This window comes from uncultured Helicobacter sp., assembly GCF_947367035.1.
Lineage (GTDB): Bacteria > Campylobacterota > Campylobacteria > Campylobacterales > Helicobacteraceae > Helicobacter_D.
This window is the reverse complement of record NZ_CANBCA010000029.1, coordinates 1-19,028: the sequence shown is the minus strand read 5'-3', so window position 1 is coordinate 19,028 and position 19,028 is coordinate 1. Positions and strand designations below refer to the sequence as shown.

Genomic DNA, 19,028 nt, shown 5'->3' with positions numbered 1-19,028 from the left:
TCAATAAATCCTTCACATTCAACACTAAAAGGAAATTCTAAACTTTCATTAATGAAGGCTTTAGAGATGATGAAATGATGTTGTTTGGTTGTATTGGGAGTATTTAAGGCTAAATCACCGATTAAAAGTGTTAAGAAGTTTGGATTCATTGTTTGTCCTTTGGGGTTTAATTTTTTAGATTTAAGGTTTCCTCCTTTGGGTTTTGAGTAACTTTACTAGAGATTGTATCTTTAAAGCTTGTAGAAATGTCTTTGTTTGCAAGGTTAGGCGTTGGTTGTAGGCAAGAAATTCTATCTTGTTTGTTGGATTGTGTGGAATCTTTTTGCGTGTATTGGTCAAATAGAGCTTCAACTAATTTTATATCTGCTAAAGTAAGTCTAGGGTTAGTTGTTCCAATGCTTTGTATGGCTTGAATGAAATCATAAACAAAATCAGAAGAAAATTCGGCAAGTTGATTGCCTCCAAGATTGCCCAAAGCAGATCCTCCAGCCGCACCAACAATTCCTCCCATTGCGCCACCGATAAGCCCACCGCCTATTGCTCCAAAATTACTTAAGAATACGCCATAATATGCCTTAAATCTCTCTTTTTCTCCTTCTGCTGTCATTATGGAATTAATATCAATCACAATACCTGCGGGCTTAAAAGTGTGCCTTGCAAGACTTTTCCATAAGGAATTTGGAATATATTCGAGATTGCTTATAGACCTATTGAGCCATCCATCCATTCCTGCAAGAATGGCAGACGCCCCTGTCATAACTATATTATTTGATTTATTTTGATTGTCATTAGAATTTTCACCCAAAAACTCTTTGGTATTATTGTCCATTTCTTTTCCTTAAATATTGTTTTATGCGCAATTCAAAAAACGCTACGCTTCCAACCAAAGCTATAATAATGATGCAAATTGTCGTCAAAACGCTTTCCAAAGAATAATAAAGCAAATCGTATAAATCATTAATAAAATGAGAGCTTGGACGCCCTCTCCAACCATCTAAACCTATCAAACTCCCACTTAAAAACGCGTAAAGCAAAAATACAGATAAGCAAACCCAAGCCAATAAAGCTAGAGCATATTTTGCAGAGTATGGAAATATTGACATTTTGTTTTTTGTTTTATGATTGATATAAGAAGTCATAAAATCTCCTTTTTTCACCAATGCTAACAAGCCATAGTAGCAACCCGCCACAAAGCACCCAAATAAAACTATAAACATATACGAAGCATAAAACTTACAAAGTTCAGGAGCAAAGGTTTTAGTTTCCATTAGTTTAATGGCGGGGATAAAGTCCATAAAGTCTGTGAAGTATTTTAGATAAGGATATTTAGTTAAAATATCTAAAGGGAGTAAAAAACAACTAAAAGAAAAAAGGATGTAAATAATAAAAATTAAAAATACTTTCATTTTACTAAAATGTTGTTTTCTTGTTTTGTATCTTAAATAAGCTCCAAATCTATTATAGGTTAAAGGTTTGTTTTGCATTAAGCAATCTTTGCAAAAGGAAATATGCTATTGTGGCTTATAAGATTTTTTGGATTTAAATCTTGAGATTTGTCCAATAAATTATCCTTTATGGTTTCAATAAATCCTTCACATTCTATACTAAAAGGAAATTCTAAACTTTCATTAATGAAGGCTTTAGAGATGATGAAATGATGTTGTTTGGTTGTATTGGGAGTATTTAAGGCTAAATCACCGATTAAAAGTGTTAAGAAGTTTGGATTCATTGTTTGTCCTTTGGGGTTTAATTTTTTAGATTTAAGGTTTCCTCCTTTGGGTTTTGAGTGGTTTTACTAGAGATTGTATCTTTAAGACTTTTGGAAATGTTTTTGTTTGAGAAGTTGTAATGTGGCGTTGTTGGTTGTAGGCAACGGAGATTTTTAAACACATCTTCAGAACTTCTTTTTTGGTAGGGTTTGGAAGTAAATGTTGGCAAACTTTCATAAGCTACATAAAGGTCAATTGTAAAGCTACTCATTGCATTTTGGGTGTTTTGATAAAAATTATAAACTTCATCTGCTGTGGATTCACCAATCCAATTACCACCTACTGCACTAAGTCCAACACAAATGAATGAGTAGGGAGATAAAAAAGGAACAACAGCACAACCTGCGCCCAATATAGTTCCACCCGTTGCTGCACCAATATTGCCTACACCCATTTTATACACTTCTGTAAAAACCTCTTTTTCTCCTTGTGCTTTAGCTATGGAATCCATATCATTTACTGCACTAATTGGCTTTGGAGCTAATTTAATAGTAGTCTTACCTAAATTTGAAATGTCAAGATTCTTAGAGACCTCTTTAGCAGTAGCTTCTAAGCCTGTACCTACTGCTCCTATGGTGCTTTTAACCTTATCTCCAAACTCTTTATAATTGTTTTTGGTTTCATTGTTATCGCTCATTGTTTGCTCCTAAAATATAAATAAGAAATTGCAACACAAGCACAAAACATATATGGTATCCCAAAACATACCATAAATCCCTGCCAAAAATCAATATAAAAAATCATCTCAAAGTAATCATCTATAAAATAAGTATTCCAATGTCCTCTCCTGGTATAACCAATCATTCCGCCATTAAGAAAGCCATAGAGACCGAAACCAAAAAGCAATGGTAATCCAATTAAACTTAGTATTATAAATTTTTTACTGAATTTAGAAAGACGTTTAACGACCTTTTGCGCTTCTTTAGTATGATGATAAATAGACAGGAATCCTTGTCTAAAAGCAATATAACAATAGCACACAAAAGCCCATAAAAAATATATTATTCCCGCCACCAACATATATGAAGCATAGAATTTACAAAGTTCAGGAGCAAAGGTTTTACTCTCCATTAGTTTAATAGCTGGAATGAAATCCATAAAGTCTGTGAAGTATTTTAGATAGGGATACTTAGTTAAAATATCTAAAGGGAGTAAAAAGATAGTGAGAGAACAGAGAAAATAAAATAGAATAGCAAAGATAAGTCTCTTTTTACTAAAGTGTTTGTTTTTAAGCTTAACTCTTAAATAAGCCCTAAATCTATTATAAGTTAAGGATTTATAGGATTTCATCACTAAAAGATTGTTTAGAGAAGAAATGGAAATGGTTGGCGGTGTGTCTTTCTATCATTTAAAATCTTTCAAAGAGTCGATAAAATCCCTTAAATCTTGTGTTTGGTCTCCCGCTCATTTCTACTAATCCATCTCATCATCTTAATGTTTCCTAATGTAACGGAGAAACCCTTTATAATTTGCAAACAACAATAAAAGGGTATCTTTAAAAGACTTAAGCGTTGTTTCCTCTCCAATCATCACTTCCGCTTGTTCCTGCTACAACATGTTCCCAAATAACTTTTCTATAATTTAGCGAAACTTTAAAAAGCTCTGTTTTATCGTGATTCACTTTATCTTGAGCGTTGGGCATAATTAATTCAATATCTGTGATAATTGCGTCTTCTAGCTTCGTAGTAAAGAAATGTTCAGAGTCTCCACTCGTTGAAGTTCTAAACCAATGCACTTCGACATTTGTTAATCTTTCTCCTTTAGTAAGTGCGTTATAAAGCAATGGAACCGCCTTATTTAAAGAGCAAGTGAAAGTGAAAGGTTTATGGACTCTTTGACCTGATGGTTGTCCGCTTTGTTGATCTACTGGAACTGTTACAATATGAGAAACCTCTTGTGCCATAATTTCATCTTCGTGTCCTGTTTGGTAGCGATTACCAATACTTGCTTCTGTGGTAGCTCCACTTGAAATTAATCCTTGGGTTACACCTTCAATTTTAATATAGGCTGGTTGTGCCATCAAATCTCCTTTTCAAATTTATTTTATTGAATATAAATATTAGCATTTTTTTAATTTTTTTAGAATAAGATAATAAAAAACTATAAAATATTTTTAGTGGTTAAAATTTTACGGAGGATATTTAATCGTTATGTTTAGTGGAATAATTCATTTTATAAAGTCAAAACTATTTTTATATATTTTGCTATTAAGCATACTCTTTGTTGTAAGTCTTGCATTTTTGTTTTGGGGTTCTTTAATTGCTTTCAATGATATTTATATTTTTAGTAGCTCTTATTTAAGATTTGGCATTATTTTTATTATTTGGGTTTGTATCTTTTTATTCTTTTTACTAAAACCAATCATTAACTTCTTTATTTCATTAAAAAGTGAAAAAAGAATGAAGTTGAAACTGTTACAAAAAGAAGCAGATAAATTTCTATACAGGGCAAAAAGAAATTTTTTCATTTCTCTAAAAGATGCTAAAGATACATGGAAAAAAGAAGTTAAGATAAAAAATATGCCTTTAGTTATTATTATAGGTAATGAATCTGCAGGGAAAAGCACCTTTATTAACTATTCTGATATTGAATGTCCTTTGAGTGATAGCCTCCAATCTTACAAAAAATTGCACCAATCAACACAGAACTTCGCTTTATATATTTCAAAACAAGGTGCAATCTTAGATACAGAGGGTAATTATTTCTCCCAAGAAGACTTTTTTAAGCCAGAAAGCAGTGATGAAATGCCTGAAGATGATTTGGATAAAAACAAAGATTATATTTTAAAAAAGAGCATTTGGAAAAACTTTTTAGGTTTTTTAAATAAAAATTTCTTCCACAGCAAATTAAATGGAATCATTTTGGTAATAGACACTCTCAATTTTATTAATAGCCCAAAAGAATATTCTTACAACCTTATACGACATTTGACAAAGCGGGTTTATGAGTGCGAAAGAACTTTGAACTTAAAATTGCCTATTTATATAGTGTTTTCCAAAATAGATTTAATTGAGGGTATGAAAGAATTTTTTGAAATTTACAATGAAAAAGTTACCCATAAAACTTTTGGAATATCCTTTAAGGATAAATTGAGGCTTGATGAGTTGAATAAAGGCTTTAAGGATATTAGCGATTCCCTCCTTTTTAATTTTATGAGCAAAAATACTCACTTGCATTCTCTTGAAGATAAAAATAAAACCTATTGGTTTTTAAAGCAAATGGATAATTTATTTGCATTGGTGAGCGAATTTCTTATTGAACTGCAAAATGAAAATACACAGAAAAATAGCTCTTACTTGCGTGGAGTTTATTTTGTAAGCGCATATCAAGAAAATATACCAAGAAACTATATTCTTGATACAATATGCACAAAATATAGCATCAAAAAAGCATTAGGAAAAGCAGCTCCTATCTATAACAATCAAAGTTATTTTGTAAAAACTCTTCTTGAAAGGGTGATTTTCAAAGATTACTCTTTGAGTAAAATAAAAAGTGTTTTTAAAAGAGTAACTTTGCTCAGTCTTGTTGTGCTGATATGTCTTATTACTTATTCATTTTCTTATTATTTTATTAGCAAAAATAATTTAGAAAGGGAAAAAAGTGATATTGTTTTAAATTCTTTAGAAATGTTATTAACTGACCTAAAATATAATACAATGAGTATAGAGCAAAAAGCAGTTCTTTTAACACAACTAAGGAATATTTTATCCTCTTATCCAGAGCTTAATAATAAACCAAGCTTAATGGAATATCCAACTTTAAATTTATCCTATAAAGCTTTTAAACTAGCAAATGATTTCTACTATACCATCAATGAAGATGTGCTAAAAAATACCCTCATTAAAGAAATGGAAAATATATTACTAACAGATACTAATAATGAAAATATTCTTAAAACATTGTATATGTATAAATCTCTATTCGAAACAGAATATCTTAATACGCAATTATTAAAAAAATGGATTAATAAAAATTGGAGTTATTTACAAAAATATCAAATTTCACAAGAAAATTTCTTAAATGGAGTCGATAGTTTTAAAAATACAAATTTTAACACTTTTAGTATAGATGAAAGAAGTATCATTGCAAGCTTTGAAAAACTTCAAAACACTAACCAGACGCAAAGAATTTATATTTTGCTAGATTTCTTAAAAAGTCATCAAGCAAGAGAAAAATATTCCATTTCTCAATATCTTGGATATGCGCAAAATAGTGTATTTGCAAACAATAAAGAGCAGTTTATTATAGATAAAATTTATACCAAAGAAGGAATGGTAACTTTTTTAAATAATCTTAATGCAGAAGTGGATCACGCTATTAACATAGAATCTTGGATGTTAAATAATGATACAACACCGCTTGAAAATAAAAATACTCTTATCTTGGGCATATTAAAGCTGTATCTCAATGAGTATCAAACCAAATGGCAAGAGTTACTCGCTTCTTTAAAACCACAAAATTATAAAAGTAAAGAAGCAATGCTCAATCAACTCGATATTTTAGCAAAAAAGGAAAATCCGATTCAGTCTTTAATTAATATTGTTAGCAAAAACACAAATATTAATGACGCCTTTTTGTTGAACGAGGCATATAAGCTAGGCTTGAATGCTGGTGAAATTAAAGCTAATTTTACAAATATCGCAAATGCTTTTGCTCCTTATCATAGAATTGCTAATGGAGATTTTTTATTAAAAAGTGGGGCTTCTGCCGTGGGTTTGAAATTTGATAATGAAAACATAATGGAGATTTTAGGCAAAGATATTGTAGATATTAAAAATAAAATTGTAAGCTTTACTACAAATAGCAATTTAGGTGTAGAAGATAGAATCTCTTATGCTCTTGGAAACCTAAAAGAAGCAGATGATCCATTTATTACTTTTGATAATGACATCAAAAGAATACCCTTTGAATTAAGACAATACTACGTAATGCTTTCTGCTTATTCTTGGAATTTTATAGAAAATAATGGAATCGCACTCTTTAATGCTGTGTGGAAAAATGAAGTTTATGCGCTTTTTATGAATGAAATTGCACCCTTTTATCCTTTTAATCAAGATAGCACAGAGGATTTAAGCTTAGATGTTTTCAAGAGTTTTTTTGGGAAAAATGGAATTTTAAATAGTTTTTATAAAAAATATTTCAATGATATTTTAGTAAAAAGAAAAAATATATATTCTATTAATCCGCAATATAAAGCTAAACTAAATTTTTCTGGAAGTTTTTTAAACTTTATTACGGAAACTGCTAATCTATCTAGTTTAATCTTAAGCCAAAATGATAATGTAAAGGTGCATTTTGCTATCAAGGCACTTGATTTGAGTGCGGATTTTTCACATATTGATATTTCTTATTTAAATCACTCCATAACATATGACCATACTCTAAAAACACAACTTAATGTCATAGCAGACCAATTCACATCAGCCACTATCTTAAACCTTAGTGCTTATAATTATGGTTCCTACCAAGTGAGTTATGAAAATTCCTATAAAGGCGAATGGGCGTGGCATAGATTTATTAAAAAAACAAAAAGTAATGGCAAATATACCTTAAATTTCAACAATAATGAAAAATTGTATTTTGATTTTGAGCTGGTAAATAGTGAAAAAGATATTATTGCTATTATGCGGCTTTTAGAGAATTTTAAAATTGTAGAAAATATTATAGGTGGAGAGTAAAATGGAGAAAGAAGAAATTGGTGTGATTGTTGAAAATACACAAGATTGTGAAAGCAAGAAGTATGCGCATATTTTCAACGAAGAGGGAGGCTTTATTGGAAGCAGTTTTGATAATGCTTTTTGCCTACAAGATACACAAGATAAAATTCAGGATAAACACATTCAAATAACCTTTGAAGAGGGATGTTTTGCATTAACGCCAGTAGAGGGTTGTATTGTTCATTACAACAATGCGTTTTCTAGTATGGAGGGGGGATATGGAACGATTATCAACTTAAATGATACCGTTAAAATAGGTGATATTGTATTGCGCTTTGTAGATCCAAAAAGTGTTAATGAGGATATGCTTAAGAAAAGTAGCGTACTTAAAGACTTACAAAAGCAACCTCAAGAGGAACAGGAACCTCTAAGACCAAGAGGACAAGTAAGTGTTAATTTTAACGAGAAAGAAAATATCAAGGAACTAATTGATTCCAAGAATGACTATGATTTTTTAGAGAAGAAATTTGATGATAGCTTTTTAAAGCAAATGCCTAATACCAATGCAACTACTTTTGATTATAAAAATATTTTAAAATTGCTTGATAAAGGCTTTAAAGAAATACAATCCAATCAAAAAAGCAGTCATTTAAATGATATTTATGAGGATTTGACTCTAAAAGACTTAGAGGGAATTATTGCACAGGTCCCTCTTATCAAATCCACTAAACTTATTAATCTTTTGGTGTTAAGTTTGATTAGTAAAGAGCTTTACAGCCCAATATTTGAGGAAATGGAAGAAGATATGTTCGTCAAATATCTTAAAGTTGCAATACAAAGTAATGTAAAAGAAGAAAAACATCTCTTTGAAAATTTAACCATTAAAGCATTAGAAAAATATAGGAAATAGGTTTTTATATGCAATTTTAAAGACAATTATAAAGTTCTATTATCCAAAGATCTTTAGCTCTTATAATGATAACATGGAGGAGCATTTTAGAAATATAAAACTATTGCTTTTATCACATCTAAACTTGCCACACTTGAAATCTGCCTAAGAAATAGAAGATTAAGCGAAAATTTCTAATTCCATTTGTCTTATCGCTAAAATGGCTTACTATCCTTTTCAATAACTATTTCTAAAATAGATGATATATTTGAGTAGGAATGGACAAGATTTTTTGATATATACTATAATAAAAACTCTAATAGAAAATTTAGGGACATCTGTATTTGTTTGTGGTAACTTTTATAGTCTAATTTTTGAAAAAAAAATTAGGTTTTCTTATAAAATTTAGGAAACTATTGGATTTTGTCTAATTCTATTTGCAAAACATTAATCTCATCTTCTTTATCTTGTATATTTTTTTTCAGGCAAAGCTTTGCTTTATTTGCTCCAATAGGTGTTAAAACGGCAAAATATCTTATATTATTTTCAGAATAATCCCAAATTTCATCAAATTCCAAATAGTTTGCCAAGCCGTAATCTTTAAAGTTACACTTTTTATAAACTAATTTTAAGAATTTTGGAACTTTATTAATAATAAAAAGTATTTTTGTTTCTTCCTTTAAGGAACTAATTCTTAGTTCCTTAACAATATTTCCTTGATATTCCCACTTGATAATATCTAATAATTTTATATTGTCAAAATCCTTTAACATACTCAAATCTATATCTATTTCTTTTTCTAATTCTAGCTTTTTAAAAGAATATTTTATTTTTTGATTATCATTCGCTTGAGGCAATAAAGCATTTAACTCATCATCGCTTTTAACAATTAATTTTGCTATACCCATAATTTGAATATTCAACTCTAATATGGCGTGAAAATCTTCTTTAGAAAAAATATTATCTATGCCCTTTTTGATATTATTTATATCCAATTTCTCATCAGAAAAAAATTGCATAAGCCTATTTAAAAATATAGGTTGAGGAAGCATTTTTTCTCCTTGGGCTTTTTCTTTATTTCCTTTGGTTAATCTTTATGAGAAAATTATAGCAATATACGCTTAAATTATCTTTTGTTATAAATTATGCTTGTATTATTATCATTTTTCTCATTCACAAGGTTGTTTATAAGATAAATTCCGAAGGATAGAATTACTAAATATTAAAAAATTAGGTATTCCAAAACTACTAAAGGAAGCTTTATTCAAAGTGTAAAATTTAGAGAGCAGGAGGAGGAATCACGCATTATATTAAACTTAAAAGATAATAACATATCTGTCCTTATACTTTTTGACTATGGTTTATTTAAACTTAAATTTTTAAATTATCTACTTAGTTGTCTAATATATTTGATATTTTACAAATTACTCATATAATTTTATACACATAAGGTGAAAATCTTTTTTAGGCTTTCCTAATAATTTTCCCCATCCTAGTTTTGCTACACTTTGATCGCCAAGTATGAAAAGTAATTTATCACCATAATTGATTTTTATATATAAATCCACACAAAATTCGTTATTAGTGAGAAACATAACACTATTTTTCAAATCCGTGTACTTTTCTTTTTTAGGAAGGTATTCTATGGCTTCTTGGTATTCAATATCTTGAATCAAAATTGCTATTTTGTTTTGGTGGGATAAGAATTTATTACCAAGAATAAAGTTTTTTCCTAATATATGATTTTTAATACCTAATTTATTCCGTTGCATTTTTGCGATTAAGATTCTATGAGGGATATTTTCTATAATTGATAGTTTGCCTTGAAGATTAAAATTGCTTTGCAAGACTTTTTCTATATAATGTTTAGGGCGTCTTAAGCTTAACAAAAGAGGGGAGAAAGGCAAATATTTTTTAGCGGTATTCTTGTCTGTAATACCAAGCATTGAAAATAAAATGTTTGAAATAGAATCGCTAAAATCTTTTTGAAAGGCTCTTGGATAATCTTTTAAATTTATGGTTTCAAAAAATATCCATAGGATATAATGATTGAAAAAATCAAAAAACAATGTCCAACCCTCATTATTATCTTCATTACGTGATAATTTATCAAGCATATAAGAGGGCAAATGAGAGTTGATTCCATGTAAACCCATAAAATTTACAATTACTTGAACTAAAAATTTATTATCTAATTGATTAAACCTGATTTCTTCAATCTCCTTATTTGGGTGTTTGAGTTGTTTATTGGTTCTTAAAAAAATTTCTTGTTTATTATAGTGTTGCAAAAGATTCTTTAAGAGTTTATGAAAAGAATAAGAAGAATTCATAAAATTGGCTTTTTTCCAAATGATGCTGGATAATAAAGTGTTTCTTTAGAATCTAGACATCGGATTTTTAATTCACAAAAAGAATTAATACTTGCAAATGAGGAGAGGAATTTAGAGATCACAAGCCCTAGTTTATAGACTTCTCCCAAAGAATAGAATTTGGAATCTTGAATATAAAAAATAGTTAAGATTCCCTTTTTTGTAATGTATTCATCTACCAAATAGGCACTATTGCCCTGTATATCAACAATAGATTCCTTTAGCAATTTGTAAATTTCTGCATTTTCTTTATCTTCTAAAAAGCTATAAGCTTCAAGGACATTAAAGAATGAAGTCTTATTTAACATCGTTTGATAGTTAAAAGATAATATAGAAACAAGCTTCCATAGTAAATTATCCACATTATATTTTCTCATAGGGCTTGGGGTTTTGATATTTTTAGTGTGCGTATCTTTAATGGAGGAGGTCTGAATATCGCCGATATTTAAAAATGTTGGAAGATTTTTATTGCAACACAAAGTTTCAATAGTAATGATTTCTGTTTGGTTGCTTGTTGAAAAGAAAGAGATTTCTTTATATGAATCTCCTCTTGAATTTACTTTATCAGAGATAGAATAAAATTCATTTTTGTTTTCCCTGAGGAATTCAAATCGTTCAAAATTATTATAACTCTTAAGCATTCTTCTGCCTGTATCGCTATTGTGCGCTTTTACTTGCAAGATATTGATGATTTCATAAGAATCTAGTTGATTTCTATCAATAAAGATTCTATATCCATCTCTATTGTGGTGGTTAATAATGGATTCTGCACTTTTTTGAAAGATATTAACAATGGGGGTTACTCCAAGAGAAAATAATTCTTTCCTTAAAATGCAATTTTTTGGCAAATGTTTATCAAATTTAAATTCTATACTGAAACTCTTTCCCAAGCATTCTTTTAATACTTCTAAACCTGTGATTGCGATGAAATTAAATTTTTCAGGAAGAAAGAAATATTCTCTTAGCAAAGAGAAAGCATCAAAGCCTAACTCATTATAAGATAATGTGCTTTCATTGGGAGAGAGCCCCATTGTTTTAACATTGTAGATACTTAACTTAAATTCGTGATTGGTATCTAATGATGTAACTTTTAATTCTTTTAGATACAAATGGATATATAAAAGTAAGCTACTTGAAGTATAGACATCATCTCCTAAGTAAATATTTAATCTTGTAATATCAAGGTCGCAAATATTAAAATCTTTATTTTCATTGATTTTAAAATTTAAATTCAAGGTTTGGTATCGTCTATCGTTACCAAGAAATGCGTCTTCAATATTTAAAGGATATAAAAAAACATCGTAAATAGTTTTAAAAATACATTCACATTTATTAATAGGAATGGATTTTACATGAGTTCCCTTAGGTATAAAAATATACTTTTCTTTACTCTTTTCATCTATTTGAAACTCTTGCATAGACAAAGAAGGCAGGGCACTTGTATAGTTTGGAGCAATAATATTTATCAATGATTCAGCTATGTAAGGGATATTGCGGTCCATTTCTTGATGAATCTTTGAAGTTAAAACTGCTAAATTTTCAATAATTCTTTCAACATCTGGATCTTTACTATCGTGTGCTAAAAATGGAGCTAATTTTGGATATTTGTGGGTAAATAGCTTCCTTGCTTCATAAAGGTAAGCAAGTTCTTTTTGAAAATAAAATAGATTATCTTGATTCATTTTAGACAACTTCACAATACCTATTATTTTTAAAAATGATTTCTAAGCTAAATTCTTGAAATCTATCTTCACAAAGAAAGCATTGCAACATAAAAGTTAAGCACCATGGGCTTAGAGAATTATCAAAGCTTATGGAGATAACTTTAATACGTTGTTCATATTTTTCAATGATAGAAACGATTTCTTTTGCCATTGTGGGACACAAATCACTAGAATTTAAATTGAGTTCGGCTAAACTAGAAACATTTATATCTTTTAAGGTTAGACAATCGTCTAATTTAGCATTCAATAAAAGACAAACATTGTCTTTTATATCTTTATGCACATCATTGTAAAAGGAAGCATTTTGATATTGGTCATCTAATGTGAATATAATCTTATCTACTAAAGACATTATTCTTTATCGAGCTTACCAACGAGTGAGAGTTCAAAGTTTCCACCCATATATTTAAAATGAGGACGAACACTAAGTCCAATTTTATACCAACCAGCTTCACCCGGGATATTTTCTACTTGCACCCTTGCTCCCCTAAAAGGTCTTCGGCTTCTTACTTCAGCAGGAGGATTCTCTTGGTCGGAAATGTATTGTCTCACCCATTCATTGAGTCCATTTTCAACATCACTTCTTTCTTTCCAGCTACCAATCTCTTCTCTTTGTAGCACTTTAAGATAATGAGCCAATCTTGAAATGAGAAATAGATAAGGCAATTGTGTGCCTAAGCGGTAGTTTGTTTCTGCTTCTTTGCCCTCAGGCGTGTTTGGGAATGTTTTTGGTTTTAGGGCTGAATTGGCAGAGAAGAAAGCAGCATTATTAGTATCTCTGCGCAATGTTAGAGTGATAAAGCCCTCCTCTGCAAGCTCATATTCTCTTCTATCAGTAATTAAAACTTCTGTCGGAATCTTAGATTGCATTGTTCCAAAACTCTCATAAAGATAGGTTGGCAAATCCTTCACGCTACCACCACTTTTGGGACCTATAATACTTCCACACCATCTATACTTTGCAAAGCTTTCTGTAAGCCTTGTAGCAAAAGCGAAAGCAGAATTGCCCCATAATAGATGATTGTGCGAAGCATGGACATCTTCTTTGTAGTTAAAGCTCTTAATGGGATTCTCATTAGGATCATAAGGGCTTCTTGTTAAGAATCTTGTTACCATAAGTCCAGCATATTTAGCATCTTCATTTTCCCTAAAAGTTCTCCATCTAGTATATTGAGGACCTTCTAGCATACCCTTTAAATCTTGAATATTGGCAAGCTCTGAATAATTTTCCAAACCAAAAAATTTAGGGCTACATGAGGTTAAAAAAGGAGCATGGCTCATCGCAGAAATACTAGCCATTTTGTTTAAAAAAGTTATATCAGGACTTGAGGCAGTAATTTGATAGTCTCCAATGACTGCACCAACAGGCTCACCCCCAAATTGACCGTATTCGGCAGAGTAGGTATTTTTATAAATAACACTTTGCGTAATATCAGGATTATTTTCAAAATCTTCTAAAATTTCCTCTTTTGTAACATTAAAAAGGTTGATTTTAATATTTTCATTAAAATCTGTTCTGCTTACCAAAAAATGTAGTCCTCTCCAAGTTGATTCTAGTTGTTGCAAATTTTCATTATGCAATATTTCGTCCATTTGTTTGGAGATTAAATCGTCTATATGTGCAATCATTTCATCAAGGGCAAATTTATTGATTTTATCTTCTACATTATCACTTTTAACAATTTGAGAGATAAATTCAGCAACTCCACGTTTAGCGATACTATAGCTTTCTTCATTGGTTGCATATTTACTTTTTTCCATAATGCTTTCTATAATGGGTGTGCTAAGTGTATTAGTTTTTTTATCTGTCATACTTATTCTCCATCCTTTTGTTTGATTTCTAGAAGTAGTTTTTCTCTAGTATCTTTATTTTTTAATGCCTCTAAAACGGCTTTTCTAAAGTTTGGAATGTTACCCATTGGACCTTTTAGTGCCATTAAAGCTTCTCTTAGTTGTAAAAGTTTTTTCAACTCTGGGACTTGCTGTGCAATGTTGTCAGGTGAAAAATCTTTAATACCAGCAATATTAAGATTCACTTCTAATTCCTCTGCCTCATTGTTTAAGGTGTTCTTTACGTTAAAGTTTGTATGAATGTTCAATTTTTCCATAACCTGATTAAAATTAAGCTTATTAATCTGCAACACTTCTCGTTCTTCAATAGGTTGCTCACTATTATTACCTGTAAGATTGGATAATACCATTAGTTTTAAGGGCAACTCCACTTCGCTATTTTGTCCATTTGTTTTTGCCTTGTATGTTATATTGATACGCTCTTTAGGAGAATTTGAACCATCTGACATTTTTAAGCCTTTCTTGTTTTTTGGAATTTATTTTAAAGTCAAAATCTTAAGAGTATAAACTAGATTTCATTAATTTTCCCTTGAATGAATAAATAATATTCCTCTAAATAATCTTTTAGAAGTGTATTTTCTAATTTCTCTTTTAAGTGTAGGTAAATAATCTTTGCGTTTTGCTCCATTCCTTTCTCATCAAATAGTTTTGCCATTTCAATCAGCGCATTCATATTTGAAAACAAAGAGCCATTGGAGTTTTCTTTATTGATTTTTAAAAGTGCTTCTTCAAGGCTTTTTGCTTTAGTTTTAGATTGTATTTTAGATTTTTGAAATTTTTGCTGACCATTTAGTTCTTCATTTTTTAAAAAATAATTAAATACAGAGATATTGCACAGAAATTCCCCATTTTCAAATTTTAATTTTGTTATTTCCTGAAATTTGTTTAAGAAGTTATTGACAAAAATTATGAATATTTTACAAACATTATCCTTTCTTTGTAATACTAATAATTTGTGAAAAAGTTGTAGCCCTTCAAACCAAAAAGGATTCAAGACTAAATTTTTAATGAAGTTTTGAATCTGTGCAAGTTCGCTAGCATCTTCTTTGGAATTTTGCAGTAAATTAATTAAGCTACTATCTGGAAATCTTATCTGCGTGATGCCCTCTGTATGAGGTGGCATTTTTTTTATTTTTCCCCACATAGCTTCAAAAAAGAATGCGTATGCGTTAAGATTATTTAAATCATTATTTAATAAATCCAAACTAAGATTTAGGTAAAACCCCCTATATTCTCTATCATTGATAGTCTCTAAATCTATAAGTTTGTTAGCAATAGTGTTCGTATGGGTATCAAATAGAGATTCCTTGTTTGCATTGGAAGTAGAAATATCTTGTGCTACTTCAAGAGAGTTAAACTTATGGTTAATAATATTTCCAATATCCATTATGTTTTCATTAAGCTCGGTTAAGATTTGTTTTGGAATAAATAATTTCAAACGATTAGTCTCTAAAATAAAAAGTGCAATGGTATCTTTGATTTTCTTTTTTTGAGTGTTTAATACGTTTTCATCTAAGGATTGTGGATTATTTTTTAAAAAATCTTTTAAAAATTTTAGCAAACAAGAGAGTTCAATAAAGCAATCCTCTTTATTGAGATTAATGCAAGACAAAAGGAAATAGTTACATATCTTTGCCTCTATTGAAGCATTTTTTAAAATATCAAGTGAGTATCTATATACTATATCCCAGTTAATATTTTCGTGATTTAGGGTTTTATATTTTGACATTTCATCTTCTAAAATATTAAAACTCTCTAAATGAGACAAGTCTTTTGATAAATAATCAGAGTAAGTCATTATTGAGTCTCCATAAAAATTTATAAACTTTAGTGTTTGTTAGTCATTTGAGTTAAAATTTATGATATACTATTCTATAAAATGGAACTTAAAAAAATCATTAATTAAGGAATTGTTATGTTTTATAGGAATCTATTGCTTTTGTTGGTGGTATTAGTTTTTTCTGCGTGTTCAAGTAAGGTTGATGTGAAGATTAATAATCACGAAAAATCAAATCTCAATAACAGGCAAGATGATGTGCCTTTAACTATTATTGTATATCAGTTAAAAGATATAAAAAAGTTTGAACAAGCAAGTGATATGGACTTATTTGCAAGAGAAGATGGAATTTTAGGCAAAGATAAAATAGATTCAATAAAAATGCAAATTGCACCTAAAGATAATATTGTAGCAGTCAATGTTGAAGACGAAGAAGTCCCTTATATTGGCATTTTAGTGTTTTTTGCCAATAATGATAAAAAAACAACGAAAGCTTGGGCTAAAACAAGTGAAGCAAGTGGATTTTGGTTTGGAGTAAAAAAGCTAGAATTTAAAATCACAAAAGATGGCATTCATTATGTTCAATAAATTCTATGGGGCAAATAGATTATGGCAGATCAACTAAAAGTTGCATGGTATGATGGCTTAAATGTAAGTTCAGTTCATTTTGAGCAACAAGAAAGATTTTTACAAAGGGTGATTGATTTTAAAACAATAGAGGTGTTTAGTAATTTATATGGAATTACAACGCTTGAATTTTCTAAAGAAATGTTGATTCAAGGTAAAATTGTTATCACTAGGATTGAGGGAATTGCACAGGACGGAAGTATTTTTAGCGCACCAGAACAAGATCTTTTACCTGAACCTTTGGAGATAAACTATGATTCGTTGGCTAACTCGGTAATTACCTTAAAGATTCCTTTAGGCATTGCAACGATTGCGGATATTGCATTGAGAAATAATATTCCTAATACCAAATATATTGCATTAAAAAGTGCAATAGCTTCAAGAAATTATGATGATGAAAGCAATGAAATCTTAAGGCAAATAGGTGATGAATACGAAAGCGAGAATATTGCTTTCACACAAGAAAAGGTTAGCGTAGCACTTGCGAGTTTAAGATTAAAACTAGGAATCTTAAATAATGCTGCACCAGATGAACTAGAAATACCAATTGCAAAAATCAAGAGCATTGATGCAAATAAAAAAATTGATTTAGAAGAAGAATTTATCCCTACTTGTTTAAATATTTCTAAAATACCCATTATTAAGTCATTTTTAGAGGAAAACATTCATTCTATTAAACAACATAAAAATAATTTAACAAATATTTTTAAGGGTATTGACCAGACAAAAAATACACTTGATTTTAGCACCTATGTATCCTTAAATCTTTTAAAGAAATGGTATTTGATTTTTTCCTATTTAATTAATAAAGACAAATTGCATCCCGAGTTTTTATATGAAAAGTTAATAGAATTTCAAGGGGATCTTGGTGCTTTTAACGAGGACGATACATTTTTAGAATTTATTAAATATAATCATGACAATCTTAATGAAACTTTTTTGCCTTTAATGAATAATATTAGAATACTATTTTCAAGAATCACTAGTCCAAGATATACAATGGCAAGATTAATCAGCGGTAAAAATGGTTTTTATGATTTCTTGTTTGATAATCCAAGTATTTTACAAAATAATGAAATATATCTTGCTGTCAATGCAGATGTGAATCACGAATATCTGTTACAGAACTTCAAAACACAAAGTAAAATCCATACACAAAGTAAGATAAAAGATATAGTAGCTACACAACTTAGGGGGTTGAATTTGGAACAAATTTCAAATATTCCTAATGCGATTCCATATTTGAGCGGCTATATTTATTATAGATTTGATAAGAAAGATGAAGTATTTGCGGATTTTAAAGGGGAAAATATCGTGAGTATTTATATCACAAACAATATTAAAAGTCCCGATATTAAAATATGGGCGGTGTTTTAAAGTATGGAGGAGAGTAATTTAAATAGAATAGAGCCTAGTTTATTGTTGAATCATGGATTTTGTGGGCTTTTAAGTAATAAAGTTTTAGACCATAGCTTAGAGTTGCTTTTGTTATCATCTAGGCTTTCTAAAATAGATACTTTAGAGACAAGCAAAATAGAGGCAATCAAAGAAAAAATGATTAATGATATACTAGCAATCAGCTCTAAACTAAGCACTTACAAAGAATACGAAGAAAAAGATATAGTAAAATTAAGATATTGTTTATGTGTCTTTATGGACGAAATTATTATGAAAAACGAGCTTTTTATGAATAGTTCTTGGGCTCATAGCACATTAACCGTAAGACTTTTTGATGAAACATTGGGCGGGGATAATTTTTATGATATCGCATTATCTTGGCTGAATAATCCTGCAAAAAACAAAAATTTTTTAGAGTTTGTCTATGCTTGCCTTGTATTGGGATATAAAGGCAAATATTCAAGTAGTAAAGATGTTAATGAAAGAATCTCTTTATTGTGCGAAAATATCGCATCAGCAATTACTCCTCTTTTAAATACAGATGAAAATATCGCTTTTAGTAAAGCTTGCGATATTGATTCTAAAGAAACACTAGGAAGCAAATTCCAAAGGCTATATCTTAAAAAAATACTTATCCTATTGCCTTTATTAATTATTGTTTTAATTTTTTCATATTTACTTCTTGATTTGGAGACAAATAATATAAGGGTTGAAAATAAAATAGAAAAAATGATTGAGGATTTTACCAATAAAAAAGAAAGTTGAGTGAATTGCAAAAGTCAATATCTTAAGATTTCTAAATCCCTTATAACTGCTTTAAGGCTTCTCTTCTGCCAAGAACAAAAAGAGAATAATTCTTATGCTCTTGTTTGGCATATCTTTTATTCCTTTATTTTAGTTTTTGAGGTTCGTTTAATTTTAAATATCCTCCTTTATACCAAAACTTACTTGCTTTACTTAGGACTTC

18 protein-coding genes are annotated in these 19,028 nt (G+C 29.5%); 5 read left to right on the top strand and 13 right to left on the bottom strand.

Annotated features, from left to right (window positions below):
• Positions 1 to 166: 166 nt before the first annotated feature.
• The 6 genes from Q0Y61_RS08315 to Q0Y61_RS08290 form a co-directional block, all read right to left on the bottom strand.
• Entirely contained in the window at positions 167 to 829 is a 663-nt protein-coding gene (locus Q0Y61_RS08315) for a hypothetical protein (protein ID WP_297814146.1), read from the bottom strand.
• Positions 819 to 1,484 (bottom strand): hypothetical protein, encoded by a 666-nt coding sequence (locus tag Q0Y61_RS08310; protein ID WP_297814145.1) that lies wholly within the window; start codon positions 1,482 to 1,484, stop codon positions 819 to 821. Before Q0Y61_RS08310 ends, Q0Y61_RS08315 begins: the two co-directional genes overlap by 11 nt.
• Positions 1,484 to 1,729, bottom strand: a complete 246-nt coding sequence (locus Q0Y61_RS08305; RefSeq protein ID WP_297814144.1) for a hypothetical protein — start codon at positions 1,727 to 1,729, stop codon at positions 1,484 to 1,486. Before Q0Y61_RS08305 ends, Q0Y61_RS08310 begins: the two co-directional genes overlap by 1 nt.
• Positions 1,730 to 1,746: 17 nt before the next feature.
• A complete protein-coding gene (locus Q0Y61_RS08300; protein WP_297814143.1) occupies positions 1,747 to 2,406 on the bottom strand; it encodes a hypothetical protein in 660 nt (219 codons plus the stop codon).
• A complete protein-coding gene (locus tag Q0Y61_RS08295) occupies positions 2,403 to 3,059 on the bottom strand; it encodes a hypothetical protein (protein WP_297814142.1) in 657 nt (218 codons plus the stop codon). The genes Q0Y61_RS08300 and Q0Y61_RS08295 overlap by 4 nt, the downstream gene beginning before the upstream one ends.
• 214 nt (positions 3,060 to 3,273) lie before the next feature.
• The gene (locus Q0Y61_RS08290) at positions 3,274 to 3,789 is read right to left on the bottom strand and encodes an Hcp family type VI secretion system effector (RefSeq protein ID WP_297814141.1); all 516 of its coding nucleotides are present in this window, start codon (positions 3,787 to 3,789) and stop codon (positions 3,274 to 3,276) included.
• Positions 3,790 to 3,919: 130 nt separating this feature from the next.
• Here Q0Y61_RS08290 and tssM point away from each other — a divergent pair, with 130 nt between their 5' ends.
• Together tssM and Q0Y61_RS08280 are read left to right on the top strand one after the other, a co-directional pair.
• Positions 3,920 to 7,447, top strand: coding sequence for a type VI secretion system membrane subunit TssM (gene tssM, locus Q0Y61_RS08285; RefSeq protein ID WP_297814140.1), 3,528 nt, complete (start codon positions 3,920 to 3,922; stop codon positions 7,445 to 7,447).
• A 1-nt stretch (position 7,448) separates the two neighbouring features.
• Complete coding sequence (locus Q0Y61_RS08280) at positions 7,449 to 8,336, top strand: hypothetical protein (protein ID WP_297814139.1); 888 nt, start codon at positions 7,449 to 7,451, stop codon at positions 8,334 to 8,336.
• Positions 8,337 to 8,728: 392 nt separating this feature from the next.
• Here Q0Y61_RS08280 and Q0Y61_RS08275 read toward each other — a convergent pair whose 3' ends face one another.
• The 7 genes from Q0Y61_RS08275 to Q0Y61_RS08245 form a co-directional block, all read right to left on the bottom strand.
• On the bottom strand, positions 8,729 to 9,310 hold the full coding sequence (locus tag Q0Y61_RS08275; RefSeq protein WP_297814138.1) for a hypothetical protein: 582 nt from the start codon (positions 9,308 to 9,310) through the stop codon (positions 8,729 to 8,731).
• 429 nt (positions 9,311 to 9,739) lie between these two features.
• Positions 9,740 to 10,645 carry a type VI secretion system baseplate subunit TssG gene (locus Q0Y61_RS08270; RefSeq protein ID WP_297814137.1) on the bottom strand — a complete coding sequence of 302 codons (906 nt, stop codon included), beginning with the start codon at positions 10,643 to 10,645 and terminating at the stop codon, positions 9,740 to 9,742.
• The gene (gene tssF / locus Q0Y61_RS08265) at positions 10,642 to 12,366 is read right to left on the bottom strand and encodes a type VI secretion system baseplate subunit TssF (RefSeq protein ID WP_297814136.1); all 1,725 of its coding nucleotides are present in this window, start codon (positions 12,364 to 12,366) and stop codon (positions 10,642 to 10,644) included. The genes Q0Y61_RS08270 and tssF overlap by 4 nt, the downstream gene beginning before the upstream one ends.
• Position 12,367: 1 nt before the next feature.
• Entirely contained in the window at positions 12,368 to 12,760 is a 393-nt protein-coding gene (locus Q0Y61_RS08260; RefSeq protein ID WP_297814135.1) for a type VI secretion system baseplate subunit TssE, read from the bottom strand.
• The gene (tssC, locus tag Q0Y61_RS08255) at positions 12,760 to 14,220 is read right to left on the bottom strand and encodes a type VI secretion system contractile sheath large subunit (protein WP_297814134.1); all 1,461 of its coding nucleotides are present in this window, start codon (positions 14,218 to 14,220) and stop codon (positions 12,760 to 12,762) included. The genes Q0Y61_RS08260 and tssC overlap by 1 nt, the downstream gene beginning before the upstream one ends.
• 2 nt (positions 14,221 to 14,222) lie before the next feature.
• Positions 14,223 to 14,708, bottom strand: a complete 486-nt coding sequence (tssB, locus tag Q0Y61_RS08250) for a type VI secretion system contractile sheath small subunit (RefSeq protein ID WP_297814133.1) — start codon at positions 14,706 to 14,708, stop codon at positions 14,223 to 14,225.
• Between the two features lie 59 nt (positions 14,709 to 14,767).
• Entirely contained in the window at positions 14,768 to 16,057 is a 1,290-nt protein-coding gene (locus tag Q0Y61_RS08245) for a type VI secretion system domain-containing protein (RefSeq protein ID WP_297814132.1), read from the bottom strand.
• Between the two features lie 117 nt (positions 16,058 to 16,174).
• Here Q0Y61_RS08245 and tssJ point away from each other — a divergent pair, with 117 nt between their 5' ends.
• The 3 genes from tssJ to icmH are packed head-to-tail and all read left to right on the top strand — an operon-like array spanning position 16,175 to position 18,826.
• Entirely contained in the window at positions 16,175 to 16,624 is a 450-nt protein-coding gene (gene tssJ, locus Q0Y61_RS08240) for a type VI secretion system lipoprotein TssJ (protein ID WP_297814131.1), read from the top strand.
• A gap of 21 nt (positions 16,625 to 16,645) precedes the next feature.
• The gene (tssK, locus tag Q0Y61_RS08235) at positions 16,646 to 18,040 is read left to right on the top strand and encodes a type VI secretion system baseplate subunit TssK (protein WP_297814130.1); all 1,395 of its coding nucleotides are present in this window, start codon (positions 16,646 to 16,648) and stop codon (positions 18,038 to 18,040) included.
• Positions 18,041 to 18,043: 3 nt separating this feature from the next.
• Entirely contained in the window at positions 18,044 to 18,826 is a 783-nt protein-coding gene (gene icmH, locus Q0Y61_RS08230; RefSeq protein ID WP_297814129.1) for a type IVB secretion system protein IcmH/DotU, read from the top strand.
• Positions 18,827 to 19,028: the final 202 nt, after the last annotated feature.

Bases quoted from the DNA above. Each gene is read 5' to 3' on its own strand.
- Q0Y61_RS08270 (WP_297814137.1), bottom strand. From the start codon at position 10,645: ATGAATTCTTCTTATTCTTTTCATAAACTCTTAAAGAATCTTTTGCAA.
- icmH (WP_297814129.1), top strand. From the start codon at position 18,044: ATGGAGGAGAGTAATTTAAATAGAATAGAGCCTAGTTTATTGTTGAAT.
- tssC (WP_297814134.1), bottom strand. From the start codon at position 14,220: ATGACAGATAAAAAAACTAATACACTTAGCACACCCATTATAGAAAGC.
- Q0Y61_RS08295 (WP_297814142.1), bottom strand. From the start codon at position 3,059: ATGAAATCCTATAAATCCTTAACTTATAATAGATTTAGGGCTTATTTA.
- Q0Y61_RS08305 (WP_297814144.1), bottom strand. From the start codon at position 1,729: ATGAATCCAAACTTCTTAACACTTTTAATCGGTGATTTAGCCTTAAAT.
- Q0Y61_RS08300 (WP_297814143.1), bottom strand. From the start codon at position 2,406: ATGAGCGATAACAATGAAACCAAAAACAATTATAAAGAGTTTGGAGAT.
- Q0Y61_RS08280 (WP_297814139.1), top strand. From the start codon at position 7,449: ATGGAGAAAGAAGAAATTGGTGTGATTGTTGAAAATACACAAGATTGT.
- tssF (WP_297814136.1), bottom strand. From the start codon at position 12,366: ATGAATCAAGATAATCTATTTTATTTTCAAAAAGAACTTGCTTACCTT.
- tssK (WP_297814130.1), top strand. From the start codon at position 16,646: ATGGCAGATCAACTAAAAGTTGCATGGTATGATGGCTTAAATGTAAGT.
- tssB (WP_297814133.1), bottom strand. From the start codon at position 14,708: ATGTCAGATGGTTCAAATTCTCCTAAAGAGCGTATCAATATAACATAC.
- tssJ (WP_297814131.1), top strand. From the start codon at position 16,175: ATGTTTTATAGGAATCTATTGCTTTTGTTGGTGGTATTAGTTTTTTCT.
- Q0Y61_RS08245 (WP_297814132.1), bottom strand. From the start codon at position 16,057: ATGACTTACTCTGATTATTTATCAAAAGACTTGTCTCATTTAGAGAGT.
- Q0Y61_RS08290 (WP_297814141.1), bottom strand. From the start codon at position 3,789: ATGGCACAACCAGCCTATATTAAAATTGAAGGTGTAACCCAAGGATTA.
- Q0Y61_RS08315 (WP_297814146.1), bottom strand. From the start codon at position 829: ATGGACAATAATACCAAAGAGTTTTTGGGTGAAAATTCTAATGACAAT.
- tssM (WP_297814140.1), top strand. From the start codon at position 3,920: ATGTTTAGTGGAATAATTCATTTTATAAAGTCAAAACTATTTTTATAT.
- Q0Y61_RS08310 (WP_297814145.1), bottom strand. From the start codon at position 1,484: ATGCAAAACAAACCTTTAACCTATAATAGATTTGGAGCTTATTTAAGA.
- Q0Y61_RS08260 (WP_297814135.1), bottom strand. From the start codon at position 12,760: ATGTCTTTAGTAGATAAGATTATATTCACATTAGATGACCAATATCAA.